The following is an 18,699-nucleotide window of genomic DNA, read 5'->3' on the forward strand; positions in this document are numbered from 1 at the left end:
GGTGAGCGCCGCAGCGGCGGCGACGGCCAAGCGTGTGATGGCTGAGAGTGCGCGGACTGGGCGGGTGACGGCTGAGCGTCCGATGCGTCTCAAGGGAGTGTCCTTTCGGCTGTTGGCCGGTGGCGATGGTCAGAGCTTGCCCGCGCCCGCCTGGGCGGTGACGCTCGCCACGACGGAGGACGCCGGTTCCGCGGTGTACGCGTACGGCGGGGTGGTGAAGCCGCCGGTCTGGGACACCTCCGTGGCCGCCCCGCCCAGGTCGTTGCCGCGCAGCACCGCATAGCCGTCGATGTCGCTGTTCCGGCTGGTGGTCACGGCCACTTCGGTGTCGCGGAAGACGTTGTTCTCCACCAGCGTCCGCGCGCCCATCCGGGAGTGCACACCGGTTTCCGCGCCCTGGACGTAGTTGTCGTAGAAGTGGCCGGTGCCGAAGCGCAGGCTGGGGATGCGGGAGTAGACGTTCGCGAACCAGTTGTGGTGGTACGTCACCCTGAGGTGGCCGGTGTCCTCGCTCGCGTTGTTGTCGCTGTGGCCGACCAGGCTGCCCTTGAAGTGGTCGGCGAACCTGTTCCAGGAGACGGTGATGTTGTCGGAGCCGTGGCTGATGTCCAGCAGACCGTCGTAGTAGTCCTTGTCGTGGTCGCGGTCGGCCGAGAGGGTGTTGTGGTCGATCCACACCTTCGTGGACTTCTGCACGGTGATGGCGTCGGACGGCTTCCGGGGCTTGCTGAGGTTGAGGTTGCGGACGATGACGTTGGTCGCCTCCTTCAGCCGCAGTCCACCGCCGGTGAAGCCGGAGCCCGACCCCACGCCCAGCACGGTGGTATTGGAGCCGATGTCCACCTGGCCGGTGAGGGAGAACAGCCCGGAGACCTTGACCACCTTGGCCTTGTCGCCGGTGACGGCGGCCTTGAAGGCGTCCAGGGAGGTCACGGTGGTGGCGGTGGCGTTTCCCCCGCCCGTGGTGCCGGCGCCGAAGCCGATGGGGGTGGTCTCGGCGGTGGGGTGGGCGGCGGTGGCGGAGCCTGTGGCGGCGGTGGTGTGTGGGCTCTCGGAGCGTGCGGAGTCGGCCGAGTCCGCGTCATGGGCGGAGACCGTGGAGAGGCCACCGAGGGCGAGCGCCGCGGCGACGCCCGCGGCGACCGCCGTCAGCCGACGTCGGTTGCGGGCGGTGACGGGAGTGCTCAAGGCGCTGGTGACACCGGTGGCGCCGGTGACATCACCGAAGTCGTGCGTGGTGCCGTGGTCGTGTGTCGAGCGCATAGGGGGAGTCCTCTCATTCGGAGGGTCTCCACACGGGAGGGGTAATCGCTTGCGGGGTAAGCGCGAATGAACGGGCAAGCACGCTGATCACAAAGGCCGGTGGAGATCACCAAAGGTGCGGCTCTGACGGGTGCGGGGCCCTGACGCCGGGCGGTGCGGTCAGGACCGCCCCGGCGGACAGCAGCCATCCCGAAAGAAGCTAGTAAGCGCTTGCGGCACTGTCAACACCCCTTTGCGGCATGGGAGTTGGCCATAAACCAAGCTCTCCCCGTACTCCACCAACACCGTCCCCCGCCCCCCCTGTCCGCCGACGGCACCTACGGCAACGGCGGCACCGCCGCCGGGCTGCTCGCCGTGACGGCGCTGGGCAGCGCCCCGTCCGCCGGTCACCGCGGCACGCTCACGGTCGGCGTCGACCCGGACGCCTGACCCGCGCACAGGAGCTACCGAGCTGAGTTCCAGGCCCAGAGAGGCGCTCGCCCGGGCAAGCCCGGCCGAGCGCCTCTCACGTTCCACAGGATCGCTCACGTCGGCGGGGAACGGGAGAAAAATCCAGTGGTGCGGTTGCCCTCCCCATGCTGAAGTGAGCCGGATGAACCATGAAGAAGTACGTGCCCTGTTCGACCGCCAGCTGAGGCGCGACGCGCGGGCCGACGGCCGAGGAACCCGTGTCGAGCGTGACGGCAACGTCGTGCGGCAGGTCGGCGCGGATCACGACTGGAACGGCATCCTCTGGTCGGACCTCGACCAGAACACGGCGGATGCGGCGATCAGAGCCCAGATACGGTACTTCGCCACGCTTGGGCGCGAGTTCGAATGGAAGGCATACGCCCACGACCGACCCGGTGACCTCGAGAGGCGGCTGACGTCGGCCGGGTTCACGCCCGAGCCGCAGGAGGCAGTGATGGTCGCGCCGGTCCGGGACCTGCCCACAGACGCGGCACTGCCCGAAGGTGTCCACCTGCGTCCGGTGACCGACCCCGCCGGGGTGGACCTCATGGCGGACGTCCACGAGCAGGCCTTCGGCACCAGCAGCGCTCACCTGCGGCAACGGCTGCTCGCCCAGCTCGCCCAGAACTCCGAAACCATCAGCATGGTCGTCGCTATGGCCGGCGACCTGCCCGTGTGCGCGGCGCGGATGGAACTGAACCCAGGCACCGACTTCGCCAGCCTTTGGGGCGGCGGCACCGTGGCTGCCTGGCGAGGCCGGGGCATCTACCGGGCTCTGGTCGCCCACCGCGCCCGGACCGCCGCCGACCTCGGCTACCGCTACCTTCAAGTCGACGCCACCGACCAGAGCCGCCCCATCCTGCAACGACTCGGGTTCACCGTGCTGAGCACCACGACTCCATACATCTACGCCCCCCACCGCGAGGCGTAACCCGAGGACGCGGCTGCCGGACGAACCAAAAGTCACCTACGTCGTCCGTGGCAAGGCGCTCAGGGCAAGGCGCTCAAGCCAAGCGCTCAGGCCAGGCGGATGACGTTCCACGACATCGGCTCGAGCGTGGCGCTCAGGGCGCCGTCCGCGAGCGCCGTGCCCTCGCCGGGGTGCGGGGTGACGCGCTCGGGGTCCGTGAGGGTGTTACGGGCCTCGGGGTCGGCGTCGGCGAGGACGGTGTGCTCGACCACGCGGGTCACCGGCAGGGCGTGCAGGGCGATCTCCAGCGGGAGGGGGCGGTGCTGGTCGCGGTTGACCGCGAAGACCGTCACCGCGCCGGTGGACTCGTCGAGGACGGCGGTGGCGTGCAGCAGCGGGACCGCGCCGTAGACGGCCGTCTCGTACGTCGGGCTGTCGACGTTGACCCGCAGCACCCTCCCGCGCCCGTGGGCCGCTGCCTGCGCGAAGGGGTAGAAGGTGGTCTGCCGCCACGCCGGGCCGCCCGGTTCGGTCATGATCGGGGCGATGACGTTGACCAGTTGGGCGAGGCAGGCGACGGTGACGCGGTCGGCGTGGCGGAGCAGGGCGATCAGCAGCGAGCCGACCACGACGGCGTCGGTGACGGAGTAATTGTCCTCCAGGAGGCGCGGGGCCTCCTCCCAGTTGAGCGGCTCGGCGTGGTGGTAGCGGGTCTGGTACCAGACGTTCCACTCGTCGAAGGACAGGTTGATCTTCTTCTTCGACTTCAGCCGCGCGCCGATGTGATCGCAGGTGGCGACGACGTTCTCGATGAAGGACTCCATGTCCACGGCCGAGGCGAGGAAGGAGTCGCGGTCGCCGTCGCGCTCCTCGTAGTAGGCGTGCAGGGAGATGTGGTCGACCAGGTCGTACGTCTCCCGCAGGACCGTCGCCTCCCAGGTGGCGAACGTCGGCATCGACTGGTTGGAACTGCCGCAGGCCACCAGCTCCACGTCCGGGTCGATCTGCCGCATCGCGCGGGCGGTCTCGGCGGCGAGCCGTCCGTACTCCTCGGCGGTCTTGTGCCCGGTCTGCCAGGGGCCGTCCATCTCATTGCCCAGACACCACAGCCGGATGCCGTACGGATCCTTGTCGCCGTGGCCGATCCGGAGGTCGGCGAGGGCGGTGCCGGACGGGTGGTTCGCGTACTCCTGCAGCTCAAGGGCGTCCGCGACACCGCGTGTGCCGAGGTTGAGCGCCATCATGGGCTCGCTGTCGACCTTGCGGACGAAGTCGATGTACTCGGAGAGACCGAATCGGTTGGTCTCGGTGGAACGCCACGCGAGATCGAGCCGGCGCGGCCGCTCCTCGACCGGCCCGACGCCGTCCTCCCACTTGTAGCCGGAGACGAAGTTGCCACCGGGATACCGGATGACGCTGACGCCCAGCTCGCGGATCAGCGCGAGGACATCGGTCCGCAGCCCGGCCTCATCGGCGGCCGGGTGGCCGGGCTCATGGATTCCGGTGTAGACGCAACGGCCGAGGTGCTCGACGAACGAGCCGAAGAGGCGGGGGTTGACCTCGCCGACGGCGAAGGCGGGGTCGAGGGTGAACCGGGCGGAGGCGGCGGCGGAGGCGGAAGGGATCTGCGGCATGGCGGCCCATCTCTTCGGGTGCCGCGACTACGCGACGTCGCGGTTTCGTGGCTATTCGGCATATCGACCAGCGCTCGTTTCTTCGAACGCGACCGTAAGATCTCGCCGCCACGTGCGTCAATGGCGGGGCGGGGTGCGTTGTTTGGGGTGGGCGGCTTGGTCGGGCGCGGGTTTCGTCTCGCGCCTTCGGCGCACACAACCACACCGCTCAGCCACACCGCTCAGCCACACCGCCCGACCGCGCCGCCCGGCCGCGCCGCCGACCGAACACCACTCACTCCGGGCGCATCCCCGTGCTGGACAGCCGCAGCCGCAGCTCCCGCTCCTGGTCGCCCGCCACCGCACCCTGCTCGCGGACCTCGAAGGCGCGGGCCAGGACGTCCGCCACCTGTTGCACCTGGCGGGGGCCGCCCTGGAGGTCGGCGGCGACGGGGGCCGTCAGGGAGGCGGGGCGGGGCTCTTCGCGGGGGTCGGCCACCTCGAAGACGGAGGTCCACACCGTGGGCCGCCCCTCCCCCGCGTCCTGCGGAAGGTTCGTGGTCGCCTCGTCGGACTCGTAGCACGTGCGCAGCACACCGAAGACGGCCTCGGCGTCGTAGCGCGAGATTCCGCTCACCGCCACCAGCACCTGCGAGGCGGACTGAGGCTGTTCCGGACCGGCCATCGTGGACATGGGGCCACCTTTCCGTTCGGTCTCTTCCGGCTGTTCCGGCTGTTCCGGTTCTTACGGTTCCGGCGAACGCCGGATCTCCTCGGGTACCCACCACCCCCGGGCACATCACCTCATGAGCGCTCCCCGGTCCCTTGACCCACCCGACCGCCGCCTCTACCCGTGCGGCCGACGTTACGGAAACCAGGCGTTCCAGCGCGCCGCTGTGCCGCACGGCGCGCAGGGCCTGACGCCGCAGCGCCAGCGGGAGGTGCTGGATCTGCTGCTGAACCGCGCCACGGGCGCCGGGTTGAGCATGCTGCGGCTCGGCATCGGCTCGTCCTCCGGCGAGGTCTACGGCCATATGACGTCCATCCAGCCCACCGACCCGGGCGGTCCGGACCCCGTGCCAGGCGGTCGAGGTGGTCAAGGCGATCGGCACCACGGTGCGGCGGGCCGGGATCAATCTGGTGTGCCGCGATGCGGCGGGATGGGACGAGCAGGCGTCGTACTCCGCCGCGATCGAGGCCGACAAGGAAGCGGCGGACCAGGTGGCGGTGCACACCGGCCATCCGTATGTCACCCCCTCCGACCAGCCGTTGCCGACGAGCCGCCGCACCCGGAGGTCGGAGTGGAGCCCCAGCGGGACGGCGTGGAACCAGGCGTGGGACGACCAGAACAAGGCAGCAGCGCGAAGCGCTACGGCCGAGGGTGGTGGTGGGCGACGGGCGGGAGGATACGACGGTTTCGCGGTCGCGGAGGCAGATCACGGGTGCGCGACGGGCGGCTGGCGGTCGAACTGCCGGGGCGTTCGCTGACGACGGTGGTGTTGCGGTAGCCGACCCGCCGACGCCCCCTGCCGACGGGTGGCAGGGGGCGTCGGATCCGTGGCCCGGGTGCTCGCCGGGCCCTCGGTTCGTCAGTCCTCGAAGGCGACGATCATCTTGCCGGTGTTCTCCCCACGGAGCATGCCGAGGAAGGCGTCGACCGCGTTCTCCACACCCTTGATGACGGTCTCGCGGTAGTGCAGCTTGCCCTCGCGGATCCAGCCGCCGACCTCCTCGAAGAACTGCCCCTGCAGAGCCTGGTGGTCCCCGACCAGCATGCCCTGCATCCGCAGCCGCTTGCCGATGACCATCGCGAGGTTGCGCGGGGCGGCGGGCGGCTCGGTGACGTTGTACTGCGAGATCATGCCGCAGACGGTGATCCGGCCGTGCACCTTGAGGCGGCCGATGGCGGCCTCGAGGTGCTCGCCGCCGACGTTGTCGAAGTAGACGTCGATCCCGTCGGGCGCGGCCTCCTTGAGCTGCTCGGCGACCGGGCCGTTCTTGTAGTTGAAGGCCGCGTCGAAGCCGTACTCGTCGAGCAGCAGCCGGACCTTGTCGTCCGAACCGGCGCTGCCGATCACCCGGGAGGCGCCCTTGAGCTTGGCGATCTGGCCGACCTCGCTGCCGACCGCGCCCGCCGCACCCGAGACGAAGACCGCGTCGCCCTCCTTGAAGGACGCGACCTCCAGCAGCCCCGCGTACGCGGTGAGGCCGGGCATGCCGAGCACGCCGAGGTAGGCGGGGAGGGGGGCGACCTCGGGGTCGACCTTGACGGCGCTCTTGGCGCTCACCGTCGCGTACTCACGCCAGCCGCCGAAGTGCAGCACGTGGTCGCCGACGGAGAGCCCCTCCGCGTTGGAGGCGATGACCTTGCCGACCGCGCCGCCTTCCATCGGCTGGTCGAGCTGGAACGGCGGCGCGTACGACTTCACGTCGTTCATGCGCCCGCGCATATACGGGTCCACCGACATGTAGAGATTGCGGACCAGCGCCTGCCCGGGGCCCGGCTCGGAGATCGGGGCCTCGCGCAGCGCGAAGTCCTCCGGCTTCGGCCACCCCTGGGGGCGGGCGACCAGGTGCCATTCACGGCCGGTGGTGGGGATGACGGACATGGAAGGTGCCTCTCATACGTTTCAGCAGATGAAACAATCATGCTGCTGAATATTTCATGCTGTCAAGTAAATGGGTACTCTGGTAGGCATGACGTCCCGCATCGACCCGCTGACCCTCGAGGTCGTCGAACTCATCGGCACCATCGTGGCCCGTTATCACGAGGAATACGAGGAGGCCGCGGCCAAGCATTCCCTGACCGGGGCACAGGCCCGGGTGCTGGGCCTGCTGTCCCGCGGCCCGACGCCGATGCGCCGGCTCGCCCAGCAGCTGAAGTGCGAGCCGTCGAACGTCACCGGGATCGTGGACCGCCTGGAGTCGCGCGGCTTCGCCGAGCGCCGCCTCGACCCGGCCGACCGGCGGGTCAAGCTGGCCGCCGCCACCGAGGCGGGCCGGGAGACCGCCGAACGGCTCCGGGGCTCGCTCGACTTCGCGCGCGAACCGCTGGCGGAGCTCTCGGACGAGGAGCGTACGGTGCTGCGCGATCTGCTCAAGCGGATGCTGGGCGTCGCGCCGTAGCGAAAGCGGAGCCGTCGCGAAAGCGGAGCCGTCGCGCGCCGGGATGCCGGGCTAGGTGCACCACCACAGGAAGCGATCGCAGGTCTCCGAGGGCGACGGGGTCGGCGTCGGTGCGACGGTCGCCGGGGCGGTGGGCCCCGGATGCGACGGCGTGGTGGGCCCCTGGGTCGTACCCGGGCCGCCCGGGGCCGAGGAGGTGGCGTCCGACGGATCCGAGGACGAGTCCCCGTCCGGATCGGACGAGGTGTCGTCCTTGTCGTCCTCGGACTTCCCGTCGTCCTTGCCCTTGTCCCTGGACGCGTCCTTGTCCTCGCCCTGGCCGCCGTCCGATGCCGAAGGGGGCTCGCTCGGGCCGGATGTGTCCTGGGTGACCGGGTCGTCGGAATCCGGCACCCCGCCGCTGCGGTCGGCCACCGGCTCCTGCCGACTGGGCGACGGGGAGGACTCCCGCCAGTGCCCCTCGGTGGCCAGCTCGGCCACGAACACCGCGGCCAGCACCGGGCCGAGCACCGCCGCCATGATCGTCACCCGGCGGCCACGCCCCCGGCGGGCCCGACGGGCGCGGCTGCCGATAAGGCGGGGCTTGGGCTTGCGGCGCGAGGCCCGGGTGGCGCCGGAGGCGGGGGACGTCTCCCTCGCGCGCCGGCCGGCTCTCCGCTCCGCACGGGGCGCGGGCGTGTCGGCCCCGCCCTCCTGTGCCGTGTCCGATGTGGCGGAGGGCAGGCCGAGATCCTCAGCGGGCGTCCCGCAGCCGGGGCAGGAGACGGCACCGTTGAGATGGCGGCGGCAGGGAGAGCAGTAATCCATTTCGCCGGGCAGGTTATGTGACCAACGGGTAGGTCAGTAGGACGCGGGGTGTGAGGATCCTGTGCAAAGACCGTACGAAAGCCCTCGTCAGGCCGTACCCCGCCAGCAGTTGGCGTCCGCCCGGCCCCGCTCAGCCGGCGAAGGCCGGCTGCGCCAGACCCTGCCCCGCACCCTCGATGACCAGCAGCGACCCGGCGAGCGGCGGCGCAAAGGCGCCGAGTCCGGCCCGTGCCGAGGTCAGATACAGATCGGTGAGGTCCGCCCCGCCGAAGGCACACGCGGTGGGGCGCGGGAAGGGAAGCTCCACCACCCGATCGAGTGTCCCGTCGGGGGCGTAGCGACGGATCGCGGCGCCGTCCCACAGGGCGACCCACACCGCGCCGTCGGCGTCCACGCACAGCCCGTCCGGGAAGCCCGCGCCCTTCTCGACCTCGGCGAACGGCCTCCGGCTGGCGACCACCGGGCCATCGGCGCCGTCCACGTCGAAGACGTCGATACGGCGGGTGGGGGTGTCGATGTAGTACATGAGGCGGCCGTCGGGGCTCCAGCCGATGCCGTTGCTGACCGTCACCTCCGGCAGGAACTCCGCAGGGGAGCCGTCGGCTCCGATCCGGGAGAGCGTGCCGCCACCGGCCGTCTCGTCGTAGCGCATGGTGCCCGCCCACAGCGCGCCGTCCGGCGCCACCGCGGCGTCGTTGCCACGGCGGCCGGGGACCGCCTCGCGCAGCAGCCAGTCGAAGCCGCCGTCGGCACCGTACATCCCGATGCCGTCGCGGAGGTTGACCACCAGACCGCCGCCCGCGCGGGGCTTGGCCGCGCCGACATGCTGCTCGGTGGCCAGGGTGGTGCGGCGGCCGGTGGCGGGGTCGTAGGTGTGGACGCGGGAGGAGAGGATGTCCACCCAGATCAGCCGCCGGGCGGCGGCGTCCCAGGTGGGTCCCTCACCGAGCAGGGCGCTCGCGCGCACCGCGATCTCGAGCGAGGGCCGTGTGCTCATATGTCCCGCCTCCGATGTCCCAGCCGCACCGACAGCTCTCCCGCGCCCTTGGCCGCCAGCTCCGCCAGCTCGGCCTGGCGTTCCTCGCTCCAGCGGATCGTCGGCACCGAGATCGACAGCGCCGCGACCACCTTGCCCGTGGAGTCCCGTACGGGCGCCGCCACGCAGTTCACATCCGGGTTGGACTCCCGCTGCTCGACCGCGAGGCCGCGCTCGCGCACGGTGAGGAGATGGCGGCGCAGTTCGACGGTGGAGGTGATGCTGTTGTCCGTCATCGCGGGCAGCGGCTGCTCGTCGGACAGCCGCGCGTCCAGGGCGTCGTCGGTCAGGGAGGCGAGCAGCATCTTGCCGACCGAGGTGCAGTGGGCGGGGAGCCGGCGGCCCGCGGCGGAGACCATGCGGACGGCGTGGGTGGAGTCGACCTTGGCGATATAGATGACGTCCATGCCCTCGAGAATCGCGACATGCACGGTCTCGTCGCAGGTCTCCGCGACGCTCCGGGCCACCTGCTGGCCCTCGGCGGCCAGGTCGAGCTGCTCGGCGTAGCGGCTGCCGAGCTGATACGGCCGTACCCCGAGCCGATAGCGGCCGGGCTGGTCGGGTACCTGGACCAGATAGGAACGGGCGGCCAGAGTGGTCACCAGCTCATGGACGGTCGTACGGGGCAGGCCGAGCCGGCGGGTGATCTCGGGTGCGGAGAGGGTGCCGTCTCCGTCCAGGAAGAGCTCGAGTATGTCCAGAGCCCGTGTCACCGCGGGTACCAGGCGTCCCATAGTGCTCGCCCTCCCCTTCTGGTCAGATGGCAGGCGTTCGAGATTCCGGCTGGCGGCCGGTATCGCGAACACAGATTATGCGGAACGGACTTCCCCCGGCAATGGTCCGGCAAAGTAGGAGCCATGGATTCCGCGCCCGGCCCGTTCCTCCAGCCCGACTCATTTCCCACCCCCTTCCCCTTCGTCCTCGTACTGCTGCGGCGGATGGCCGACCATCAGCCGGGGCTGGTCGAGGACGCACTGCGCGAGCTGGGCTTCGGGCGTGCGGTGATGCGTGAGGCCAACCGCCGCTGGCAGGCCATGCAGCGCTCGCCACGGCGGCGCTCGGCGGTCGCCCGCTACCGCTCCGTGCTGGGCCCGCCCCAGTCCACCTCCGCCCGCCGGATCGGCGATCTGACGAGCGAGGCGCTGAGCTGGTCCGTGCCGCTGTGGCCGGATCTGCGGTTCGAGGTGCTCACCGCGCCGAACGGAGCGGTGTGGAACGAGTGGCTGGTGCGCGCTCCGGGCGCGCCCGGGCCGCGGCTGCGGACGGCCGCCGACCTCGTGCCCTGGTCCTGCACGGTGGACGAGGTGGCGCGCGCCTTCGCACCCGCGCGGCCCATGGAGGGCTCGGCGCCCACCCGCTGGCGGCTGGCCTTCGACGCGCCGGAGGCGGAGAACGGTGAACTCCGCCACTATGTGGCGGAGTTCACCTGGGGACTGCTGCAGCGTGTGGAGAACGTCAGGCCAGCTTCGCCGACAGCGTGATCTCCGTACCGGCGAGCGCCTGGCTCACCGGGCAGTTCTTCTTGGCGTCCTCGGCCGCCGCGGTGAACGCGGCCTCGTCCAGGCCCTCCACCGTGCCCTCGACGGTGAGGTGGATGCCGGTGATCCCGGTGCCGGGCTGGAAGGTGACGTCGGCCTGGGTGGTGAGCTGGGTGGGCGGGTTGCCCGCCTGGGTGAGGCCGTGCGAGAGCGCCATCGAGAAGCAGCTGGAGTGGGCCGCCGCGATCAGCTCCTCGGGGCTGGTCTTGCCGTTGGCCTGCTCGGCGCGGGACGGCCAGGAGACCTGCTGCTCGCCGATGCCGGAGGAGTCGAAGGTGACGGTCCCCTGTCCCTGGGCCAGATTGCCCTGCCAGACGGTGTGCGCGGTACGCGTCGTAGCCATGCTCGCTGTTCCCTGCTTCCTGTCGGTGGCGTCCACCCGTCGGTGGTGGAGCGCCGAACGAGACGTATGCGTAGACCGAGACGTCTAGGTAGACCGAGACGGATACGTAGACGGTCGGACGTGATCACCTGGCAGGGGTGCCACCGCTTCCGGTCGCCCCCTGCCCGGAGATCGACTCCGAGCCTACGTTCCAGGCGACCACGACCGGGCGACCATGCTCAGTTCCGAGTCGACTCACGGTCGCGGTGTCCAGCCGGAAGAGCGCGCCGGCGGACGGTGGCAGGCCCAGCCGACGGGCGGTGAGCACCCGCAGTACGTGGGCGTGCGCCACCAGCACCACATCGGCGCCGTCCTCCGCCGCCAGCTCGGCGGCGATCCGGTCGAGCACCCGGTCCACGCGGGCCCCGATCCGCTCGGGCGACTCCCCGGGGTGGTCGGGACCGCCCGGCGGGACGCCGTCGGTCCACAGGTCCCAGTCGGGGCGGGTGCGGTGGATCTCGGTGGTGGTGACGCCCTCGTAGCCGCCGTAGTCCCATTCGCGCAGCTCGGGCTCGACAGTGAGGTCTTCCAGCCCGGCGAGCCGAGCGGTGCTCATGGCCCGCGCCATCGGGCTGACCAGGGTGAGCCCGATCTTCCGCGCGGCGAGCGGCGAGCGCAGGGCGCGGGCCTGCTCCTCACCACGCGGGGTCAGGGGCGCATCGGTCCAGCTGGTGTGCTTGCGCGACCGGCTCCACTCGGTTTCGCCGTGCCGGATCAGCACCAGCTCAGCCACGGTTGCCGGATGCATTCTCGTCGCCGGCGGCGGCCTGCTCCTTCTCCTCGTCGATGGCCCGCTTCTCGTTCGACGCGGCGGCGATGGACGCCCGCACGCTGTCCATGTCGAGGTCGCGGGCCTGGCCGATGACGTCCTCCAGGGCCGGCTCGGGGAGGGCGCCGGGCTGGGCGAAGACCGCGATGTTCTCCCGCACGATCATCAGCGTGGGGATCGACTGGATGTCGAAGGCGGCGGCCAGTTCGGGCTGCGCCTCGGTGTCGACCTTGGCGAACAGCAGATCCTGATGGCGCTCGGCGGCCTTCTCGTAGATGGGCGCGAACATCCGGCACGGCCCGCACCAGGAGGCCCAGAAGTCGATCAGGACGAATTCGCTACCGGACACGATCTCGTCGAAGTTGTCCTTGGTGAGCTCGACGGTGCTAGTGCTCATGCCTGCGTTACCCGCTTCCGTACATCGGCAGATGCCACATGCACCGTAACCCCGCCACCGCCCGCCGTTATTCCGGGCCGGTGGCGGGGTCGCGGCCGCGCGGAAGGCTGGCCAGGTCACGTCGACGACCGGTTTGCCGGGGTGTCGACTGTGCGTGAAGGTTCGCACGAACGTCCTCGGGAGGTGCTCGAAGCCTGGGACAACGGTCTACGGGGGGGGGCGATCTCCTTGTCCCGGATCAGGGCGGCGAGGTGTTCCTCGGCCTCGTGGGCGGGGTTCATGTGGTCGAGCACGATGAACCCCTGCGTCGTAACGCGCTTGGTGAGCAGCATCCCGAAGTTCGACGGCCCGGGTGGCCGGTGGGGCAGGTTGTAGCCGTCGATGAGGCCGCAGAGGGCGATGCGCGCGTGGTCGTTCAGGAGCGCGATGGTCGCGTCGAACACGGGGCCCCGGCGTTCTCGAAGACACGGTCGATGCCGTCGGGCGCCGCCGCGGCCAGGTGGTCGCGCCAGTCGTCGGCACGCCGGTCGACGGCCGCGTCCAGACTCGGAGCGAGTGGTGAGCAGGTCGCACTTCTCGGCGCCGCCCACCGTGCCGATGACGCGGGCACCGGCCCGCTTGGCGAGCTGAGCGACGAGGGAGCCGACCGCGTCGACCGCCGCGGAAACCAGGACGGTGTCGCCCACCGACGGCCGCAGGATGTCGTACACGCCGATCCACGCCGTGAGGCCGGTCATGCCCAGGGCGCCCAGCCAGGTTTCGAGGGGGACCCCGGCTTCGGCGTGACTTTCCCACTCCGCTCCGGGAATCGACACTGCTATCACAGTCAGGACCCGACGACGCCGATCTGTTCTCCGTGCACGGCCGGACGGCCGTGGTGACCGGCGGTTCCCGCGGGATCGGCGCCATGATCGCGCAGGGCCTCGCACGGGCCCTCCGGGGAGGAGAGGCCGGCCGGTATGGCGGTGCAGTGGCCCCGGGCCCCGGAGGCGTTGATCGCCTCGGCCGCGGCACGACACTGATCGGCCTTCCTGCTCGCGATGACCACCTGTGCGCCGTCCGGGCTGCCAACGGCTAGCGGCCTGGCTCGCCGAGCACCACGACAGCGTGGACATCCTGGTCAACAACGCGGGGACGACCTGGGGCGCTCCGCTGGAGGCGTTCCCCACAGCGGGCTGGACGAAGGTACTCGGCACCAACCTCATCGCTCCCTTCGACCTGACCGTAGGGAATCTGCCGCTGCTGCGACGAGCAGGGCGGGCCGGCGCCTACGTCACTGCCGCGGTCATCCCCCTCGACGGGGGAATCACGGGGTGCTCGGGCTGAGTGCGTGGGTCACGGCGCGGTGGCCACCGGCGAGATGTCCATGCGGGCCCAAACGCATTTCCCACCCTCCGTGTAGCGGGCGCCCCAGCCGTCGGAGGACAACGCCACCAGTTGCAGACCGCGGCCGAATTCGTCGGTGAGGGCGGGATGCCGCACCCGTGGCGTCGCCTCGGAGCCGTCATACACCTCGCACACCACGCGGGTCCCCAGATGCAGGAGCCGCAGGCGCACCACGCCGGAGGAGTGACTCTGGTCGTTCTGGGAGTTCTGCGCGTTCTGGTCGGGCAGGCCGGAGGCGTGGCGGACAGTGTTCCCGATCAGCTCGCTCACGATGAGCTGGAGGGGGTCGACCAGGGAGGTGAGGGCCCAGCCGGCAAGGCGGTCGGTCACCAGGGCGCGGGCGCTGCGGGCGGACTCCGCGGCGCAGGGCAGGTCCCAGGCCGCGATGTGCCCCGCGGGGACGCGGCCGGTGGACAGGACCAGGAGCGCGGCGTCATCCCGGCGGTCGGACGTGGTGGGCGAGCCGGTGACAATCGCCTGGCACAGCCCCTCCAGCCAGGCTGTGTCCGGGGCCCGCCCGCCTGTGCTGGGGTGGGCGGCGGCATAGGCGGTCGCGGCCTCGGCCAGCGGCCCCGGGCGGGTGGTGTCCGCGCCGAGCAGGCCGTTGGTGTAGAGGATCAGAACGCTGCCGGGCTCCACGTCCACTTGGGTGACGGTAGGCGGTACCCCGGCCGCGTCGTCGGTGACGCCGAGCGGAGGGCTGGGGGGGACGTCCAGGGTCTGCGGCGGTTCCTGGCCGTCGGGGTGGAGGATCAACGGCGGCGGGTGACCGGCGTTGACGATGCGGCAGCTGCCGGCCGTGGGGTCGTACAGGACGATCAGGGCGGTGGCGTACGAGGGGGCGTCGGACGTGCGGCGCTCGAGGCGGGCCGCGACATCGCCGAGGTGGGCCATGATGTCCTCGGCGGGCATGTCCAGGGTGGCCATCACCAGGACCGCGTGACGGATGATGCCCATGATGATGGCCTGTTCCAGGCCGTGGCCCATCACGTCGCCGATGACGGCCAGGACCCGGCCGCCGGGCAGGGGGACGGTATCGTACCAGTCCCCGCCCACGTCCTGCCCGGCAGCGGCCCGGTAGCGGGCGGCGGCGGTCACGCCGACCAGGCCGGGCAGCTCGCCCGGTAGCAGTTCACGCTGGAGGCGCTCCGCGCGGGCCCGCGTCTGCTCGTACAGCCGGGCGTTGCTCAGAGCCTGGGCGATGAAGGTCGCGACGGTCTCCAGTAGGGTCCGTTCCTCCGCACGGAACGGCCGCGGATCGGCCCAGCTGATGACGCAGGACCCGACACGCCGCTCCCCGACAAGCAGCGGCAGTACGGCCCAGGCGTGCTTGCGGCCGAGGCGGGCCAAGGACTCCAGCCTGGGCCAGCGGCGCGCGAACTCCTCCGTCGAGGAGACGTACTGCGGCGCGCTCACGGCGGTGATCTCCACCGGAGGACGGGTGGAGTGCTCCAGCCGCTTCAGCTCATCGAGGAACTTCTCCGGGTAGCCGACCGCGCCGACGACGCGGGGACCGGGACCGGTCTGGTCGTGCATGACCAGACCGGTCGCGCCGAACAACGGCAGCATGTGCTCGGTGACGGCATTCGCCACATCGGCGGTCTCCAGGGCCATTGCCAGAGCGGCGTTCAGGTCCGCGACCCGCTGTGTCCGTTCCGCCGCGGCCCGCTCGGCCCGACGCTGTTCGGTGACATCCGCCCGCTGGACGGCGACGTGGCCGCCGACCTCCACGGCTCGCACCTGGTAATAGGCCGAAGCGCCGTGATCTTCCGCTGGCAGCTCCATCTCCAGAAAGGCCACGGATCCCGGCGCGGTCCTGGCGCGGTCGACGAGCTGGGGCAGGCCACGACCGCGCATACCGGGCAGAGCTTCCCACGGCACGGCGCCCACGATCTGTGTGCCCTTCTCGGCGGCCATCCCTCGGCTCGCCCGGTTGGCCCAGGCCACGCGGTTGTCGGCGTCCAGCACATCGATGGGCTCGGGGTGCAGCTCCAGCAGCCCGGCGAGCCACTCGTGCTGGGAGCGCCGTGCGGTGATGTCCAGGACGGTGCCGGTCATCCGCGCCAGACGGCCGGCCTTGTCGTACTCGCCCTTCCCCCGCGCCTCCATCCAGGAGATCCGCCCATCCTCCCCGACGACGCGGTACTCCATCGCGTACAACTGGTCGGTTTCCAGCGCCCGCTCGGCTTCGGCGTCGACCGCCGGGCGGTCATCGGGGTGCACGCGGGAAAACCAGGCATCGATCCGGCTTGCCCATCTGTCCGGGGGCAGCCCCGCGCCGCGGATCACCTCCTCGGCGACCTGGTCGATGTCCAACCGTCCCGTGGCCAGGTCCCAGGCCCACGTGCCCAGTCTGACCGGCTGCACCTCCCGGGGGCGCGCGGGCTCCTGCCACCACGGGGCCAGGGCGACGCGCCATCGCCTCGCGCGCAGGAGTTGCCGACTGGTCGTCCCCGCCAGACCGGCCAGGAACGCGCATCGGGCCGCGTCCGGAACGCGGCTCGTCAGCACTGACAGCGCACCGACCGGGGTGCCCCCCGCGCTGATCGGGACGGACAGTACCCCCACCTTGGTTTCCCACCCCCCGGGGAACCCGGCGCGGCGTTCGGGTGGCAGCGGGGGCGGGGACCACGTCACCTCGGGCCGCGCCATGGTCTCGGTCACCGCCCCGGCCAGGGCCGGGGTGTCCACGCGGGAGACGCGCTCCCACGCCTGGGCCAGGGGCGCGGGTAGTCCGGCCGCCGCGGCCAGCAGCAGCGTGTTTTCTTCCGGCCCTGCCAGATGCACCAGTCCGGCCAGCCCGCCGACGCCGGCCACGGCCTGCTGAGCGGCGAGACGCAGCACGTCCACGTCGGCCAATCCCTCAGCCGCTGCTGCCAGTTCCAGCCGGAGGGCATCCACCGCGGCTTCCGCGTCGCCCGTATCCTCCGGCCGACCACCGGCAGGACTGGCGGTCATTCCGTCTCCTAGCTCCTCGTGTCCGAACCGCACCTCAAGGGCCTTATGTGGTGCGGACGGCGAGCGCGCATCGCGCTATGGACCGGAGCGGCAAATTCCACCTTTGGGATATGCGGGCGCCGGCACCCACCAGCGGCGGCAAGCTCCATCACGTGTCCGAGGCTCGTCCAGCCGCAGGCGCTGCCGACCTCGGTGACGTCAGGCCGAAGCGGTCGATACCGGCTCACCGTCCCTCTGCAAGCGTACGCCTGGCACCACCCGTTCCGCAGAGGGCAGGCGAGCCCGGGACACCCGTACCGCGGGGCCGGTCACTTCTCTTCCGCTCAGGCGGGCCCGGCGATCAGCTCGGCGATGTCCTTGCGGCGCCCGGTGAAGAAGGGCACCTCTTCACGCCTGACACCTGGCCCAAGACATCGGACTTACTCGTCTTCTAGGCCGTACGGAAGCGTATGCCCAGGTCGGCGGCGGTGAAACGGTGTACGTCCCTGGGGGACAGCCCGCGGTCGGTCCCCCGGAAGACCCAGAAGCCGCCCGTCCGGCCGTGGCCGTAGCCGGGCGCGGCGGCGATCACCTCGTGGTGTCCGTCCCCGTCGACGTCGAGCAGCGGGGGCTGGGGGGCGAAGGCGTCGAAGCCGTACGGAGTGTGCCGGCCGGGCACTCCCGGGGTGTCCAGGTCCAGGGTCTGCTCCCCGCCGTTCCCCTCGTGCGCGCTCGCGGCCGGGTCGTACTCGCCGCCGTGCCCGCGCCGTGCCCCGGGCAGCAGGGTGAGCCGGCCGTTGCCGTAGTTCTTCTCCGGGGTGGACACCACCAGGTCGGGGCGGCCGTCGCCGGTGATGTCGCCGACGGACGGGGAGCCGCCGAAGCCATCGCCGCGCCGTGCGTCGCCGGGCAGACCCGGCCCCGACGGATCGACCGTGAGATCCGAACGCCCCCGGCCCAGACCGGACCTGGCGCCGTGGACGACGGTCAGCCGCCCGGCGCCGGAGTGCCGCCCGGGGCCGAGGGTCCCCTGGCCGGGCGCGAGCAGATCGTCGATCCCGTCGTGGTCGGCGTCCCCGGCCGCGGGCTCGCGCGGGCCGTCCTCCGTGCCCAGGGCGTGGGCCAGACGCGCCTCGGGCCGCTTGTCCCGCACCAGGCCGTTGGGGCCGCCGCGGTAGTGGGCGACGGGGGTGTCGAGGGGGGCGGTGTCGTCGGGTTCCGGCTGGTCGGGCTGGTCGGACCGGTCCGGCTGCGCGAGGTCGTAGCGGTAGGTCACCACCACATCGGTGCGACGGTCGCCGTCGAAGTCCCCGGCGGTGGCGGTGGCGGGCGCCGCGCGGCGGACCCGGCCGGTGGGGAGCGGGGTGGTGCGAGCGGGGCCCGCCTTGGTGCCGAACGGTCCGTACAGCACCCGGACCGCACCCCGGCCGTCGGCCGCCGAGGCCAGCAGGTCGGCCGCGCCGTCCCCATCGAAGTCCCCCACGGCCAGCGCCAGGAATCCGGCCGCGCCACCCCGGAGCGGGCGCGGCGCGGCCAGCCCGCGGGGGCCGCCGCGCAGCATCACCGTCTCCCCCGCCCGCTCGCCCCGCGGCGAACTCGTGTGCCGGAAGCGCGCCGTCACCAGGTCGGTGAAGCCGTCGCCGTCGAGATCGGTGCGCAGCAGGGGCCCGACGTAGTCGTCCTCGGCGCCGTCGACGACGAGGCGGTGCCGCGGGTCGAGGCCGTGTGCCGAGCCGTAGACCACCGCCAGCCGGGCGGGCAGCGGCCCCCGGGAGGCGCTGGTGGGGCGGATGGCGGTGGCGAAGTCGTCGTAACCGTCACCGTTGAAGTCCCCGAGCGAGGCACCGGCCGTCCCCTTCGTGATGCCCTCGATCGGCTTCGGGGCCCTGTGGCCGCCCTCGCTGCACCCGGCGAGCAGCAGCACGGACACGGTCACGGCGGCGACGGGAACGGACGAACGCACGCTGGCACCTCGCGAGGCGGATCGAGCGGTCACGGACAAGGGTCGGGGCGAACGGACGGCGGCCAGGGACAAGGGCACGGACAACGGGCACGGCTACGGACACGGCTACGGACACGAACGCG

19 protein-coding genes are annotated in these 18,699 nt (G+C 71.6%); 6 read left to right on the top strand and 13 right to left on the bottom strand.

The window, feature by feature from the left end:
• Window positions 1–129: 129 nt before the first annotated feature.
• Window positions 130–1,263, bottom strand: a complete 1,134-nt coding sequence (locus tag AS97_RS16135) for a pectate lyase (protein WP_063804992.1) — start codon at window positions 1,261–1,263, stop codon at window positions 130–132.
• Between the two features lie 246 nt (window positions 1,264–1,509).
• Between AS97_RS16135 and AS97_RS16140 the strand changes: the two genes are divergently transcribed.
• Both AS97_RS16140 and AS97_RS16145 read left to right on the top strand, forming a co-directional pair.
• Window positions 1,510–1,692, top strand: a complete 183-nt coding sequence (locus AS97_RS16140; protein WP_338069285.1) for a hypothetical protein — start codon at window positions 1,510–1,512, stop codon at window positions 1,690–1,692.
• Between the two features lie 163 nt (window positions 1,693–1,855).
• Entirely contained in the window at window positions 1,856–2,644 is a 789-nt protein-coding gene (locus AS97_RS16145) for a GNAT family N-acetyltransferase (protein WP_210567224.1), read from the top strand.
• 86 nt (window positions 2,645–2,730) lie between these two features.
• On the opposite strand, the gene AS97_RS16150 is transcribed toward AS97_RS16145, so the two are convergent.
• Complete coding sequence (locus AS97_RS16150; protein WP_210565161.1) at window positions 2,731–4,257, bottom strand: alpha-N-arabinofuranosidase; 1,527 nt, start codon at window positions 4,255–4,257, stop codon at window positions 2,731–2,733.
• Between the two features lie 274 nt (window positions 4,258–4,531).
• Window positions 4,532–4,930, bottom strand: a complete 399-nt coding sequence (locus AS97_RS16155) for a hypothetical protein (RefSeq protein WP_210565163.1) — start codon at window positions 4,928–4,930, stop codon at window positions 4,532–4,534.
• Between the two features lie 398 nt (window positions 4,931–5,328).
• Here AS97_RS16155 and AS97_RS47370 point away from each other — a divergent pair, with 398 nt between their 5' ends.
• Entirely contained in the window at window positions 5,329–5,724 is a 396-nt protein-coding gene (locus tag AS97_RS47370; RefSeq protein ID WP_247204389.1) for a hypothetical protein, read from the top strand.
• Window positions 5,725–5,825: 101 nt separating this feature from the next.
• On the opposite strand, the gene AS97_RS16165 is transcribed toward AS97_RS47370, so the two are convergent.
• The gene (locus AS97_RS16165) at window positions 5,826–6,845 is read right to left on the bottom strand and encodes an NADP-dependent oxidoreductase (RefSeq protein WP_059147828.1); all 1,020 of its coding nucleotides are present in this window, start codon (window positions 6,843–6,845) and stop codon (window positions 5,826–5,828) included.
• 88 nt (window positions 6,846–6,933) lie between these two features.
• Here AS97_RS16165 and AS97_RS16170 point away from each other — a divergent pair, with 88 nt between their 5' ends.
• Window positions 6,934–7,362, top strand: a complete 429-nt coding sequence (locus tag AS97_RS16170; RefSeq protein ID WP_059147827.1) for a MarR family transcriptional regulator — start codon at window positions 6,934–6,936, stop codon at window positions 7,360–7,362.
• Window positions 7,363–7,413: 51 nt separating this feature from the next.
• Here AS97_RS16170 and AS97_RS16175 read toward each other — a convergent pair whose 3' ends face one another.
• The 3 genes from AS97_RS16175 to AS97_RS16185 all read right to left on the bottom strand — a co-directional run bounded on the left by AS97_RS16175 (window position 7,414) and on the right by AS97_RS16185 (window position 9,939).
• On the bottom strand, window positions 7,414–8,169 hold the full coding sequence (locus tag AS97_RS16175) for a hypothetical protein (RefSeq protein WP_210565165.1): 756 nt from the start codon (window positions 8,167–8,169) through the stop codon (window positions 7,414–7,416).
• A 130-nt stretch (window positions 8,170–8,299) separates the two neighbouring features.
• Window positions 8,300–9,166 (bottom strand): SMP-30/gluconolactonase/LRE family protein, encoded by an 867-nt coding sequence (locus tag AS97_RS16180; RefSeq protein ID WP_059147825.1) that lies wholly within the window; start codon window positions 9,164–9,166, stop codon window positions 8,300–8,302.
• Window positions 9,163–9,939 carry an IclR family transcriptional regulator gene (locus AS97_RS16185; RefSeq protein ID WP_059147824.1) on the bottom strand — a complete coding sequence of 259 codons (777 nt, stop codon included), beginning with the start codon at window positions 9,937–9,939 and terminating at the stop codon, window positions 9,163–9,165. The genes AS97_RS16180 and AS97_RS16185 overlap by 4 nt, the downstream gene beginning before the upstream one ends.
• Window positions 9,940–10,062: 123 nt before the next feature.
• Between AS97_RS16185 and AS97_RS16190 the strand changes: the two genes are divergently transcribed.
• Window positions 10,063–10,686 (top strand): hypothetical protein, encoded by a 624-nt coding sequence (locus AS97_RS16190; protein ID WP_086707591.1) that lies wholly within the window; start codon window positions 10,063–10,065, stop codon window positions 10,684–10,686.
• Here the strand turns inward: AS97_RS16190 and AS97_RS16195 are convergent.
• The 4 genes from AS97_RS16195 to AS97_RS16210 all read right to left on the bottom strand — a co-directional run bounded on the left by AS97_RS16195 (window position 10,661) and on the right by AS97_RS16210 (window position 13,028).
• Window positions 10,661–11,086, bottom strand: a complete 426-nt coding sequence (locus tag AS97_RS16195) for an OsmC family peroxiredoxin (protein WP_059147822.1) — start codon at window positions 11,084–11,086, stop codon at window positions 10,661–10,663. The genes AS97_RS16190 and AS97_RS16195 overlap by 26 nt on opposite strands.
• A gap of 124 nt (window positions 11,087–11,210) precedes the next feature.
• Complete coding sequence (locus AS97_RS16200) at window positions 11,211–11,858, bottom strand: histidine phosphatase family protein (protein WP_125758457.1); 648 nt, start codon at window positions 11,856–11,858, stop codon at window positions 11,211–11,213.
• Window positions 11,851–12,291 (bottom strand): thioredoxin, encoded by a 441-nt coding sequence (trxA, locus tag AS97_RS16205; protein WP_059147857.1) that lies wholly within the window; start codon window positions 12,289–12,291, stop codon window positions 11,851–11,853. Before trxA ends, AS97_RS16200 begins: the two co-directional genes overlap by 8 nt.
• Before the next feature lie 116 nt (window positions 12,292–12,407).
• On the bottom strand, window positions 12,408–13,028 hold the full coding sequence (locus AS97_RS16210) for a hypothetical protein (RefSeq protein WP_210565166.1): 621 nt from the start codon (window positions 13,026–13,028) through the stop codon (window positions 12,408–12,410).
• A 313-nt stretch (window positions 13,029–13,341) separates the two neighbouring features.
• Here AS97_RS16210 and AS97_RS16215 point away from each other — a divergent pair, with 313 nt between their 5' ends.
• The gene (locus tag AS97_RS16215; protein ID WP_210565169.1) at window positions 13,342–13,617 is read left to right on the top strand and encodes an SDR family NAD(P)-dependent oxidoreductase; all 276 of its coding nucleotides are present in this window, start codon (window positions 13,342–13,344) and stop codon (window positions 13,615–13,617) included.
• Window positions 13,618–13,626: 9 nt separating this feature from the next.
• Here the strand turns inward: AS97_RS16215 and AS97_RS16220 are convergent, their stop codons facing one another.
• Window positions 13,627–16,635: a SpoIIE family protein phosphatase gene (locus AS97_RS16220; RefSeq protein ID WP_210565171.1), complete on the bottom strand. Its 3,009-nt coding sequence runs from the start codon at window positions 16,633–16,635 to the stop codon at window positions 13,627–13,629.
• A gap of 430 nt (window positions 16,636–17,065) precedes the next feature.
• Window positions 17,066–18,577 (bottom strand): FG-GAP and VCBS repeat-containing protein, encoded by a 1,512-nt coding sequence (locus AS97_RS16225; RefSeq protein WP_210565172.1) that lies wholly within the window; start codon window positions 18,575–18,577, stop codon window positions 17,066–17,068.
• Window positions 18,578–18,699: the final 122 nt, after the last annotated feature.

The organism is Streptomyces sp. AgN23 (genome assembly GCF_001598115.1).
Classification (GTDB): domain Bacteria; phylum Actinomycetota; class Actinomycetes; order Streptomycetales; family Streptomycetaceae; genus Streptomyces; species Streptomyces antimycoticus.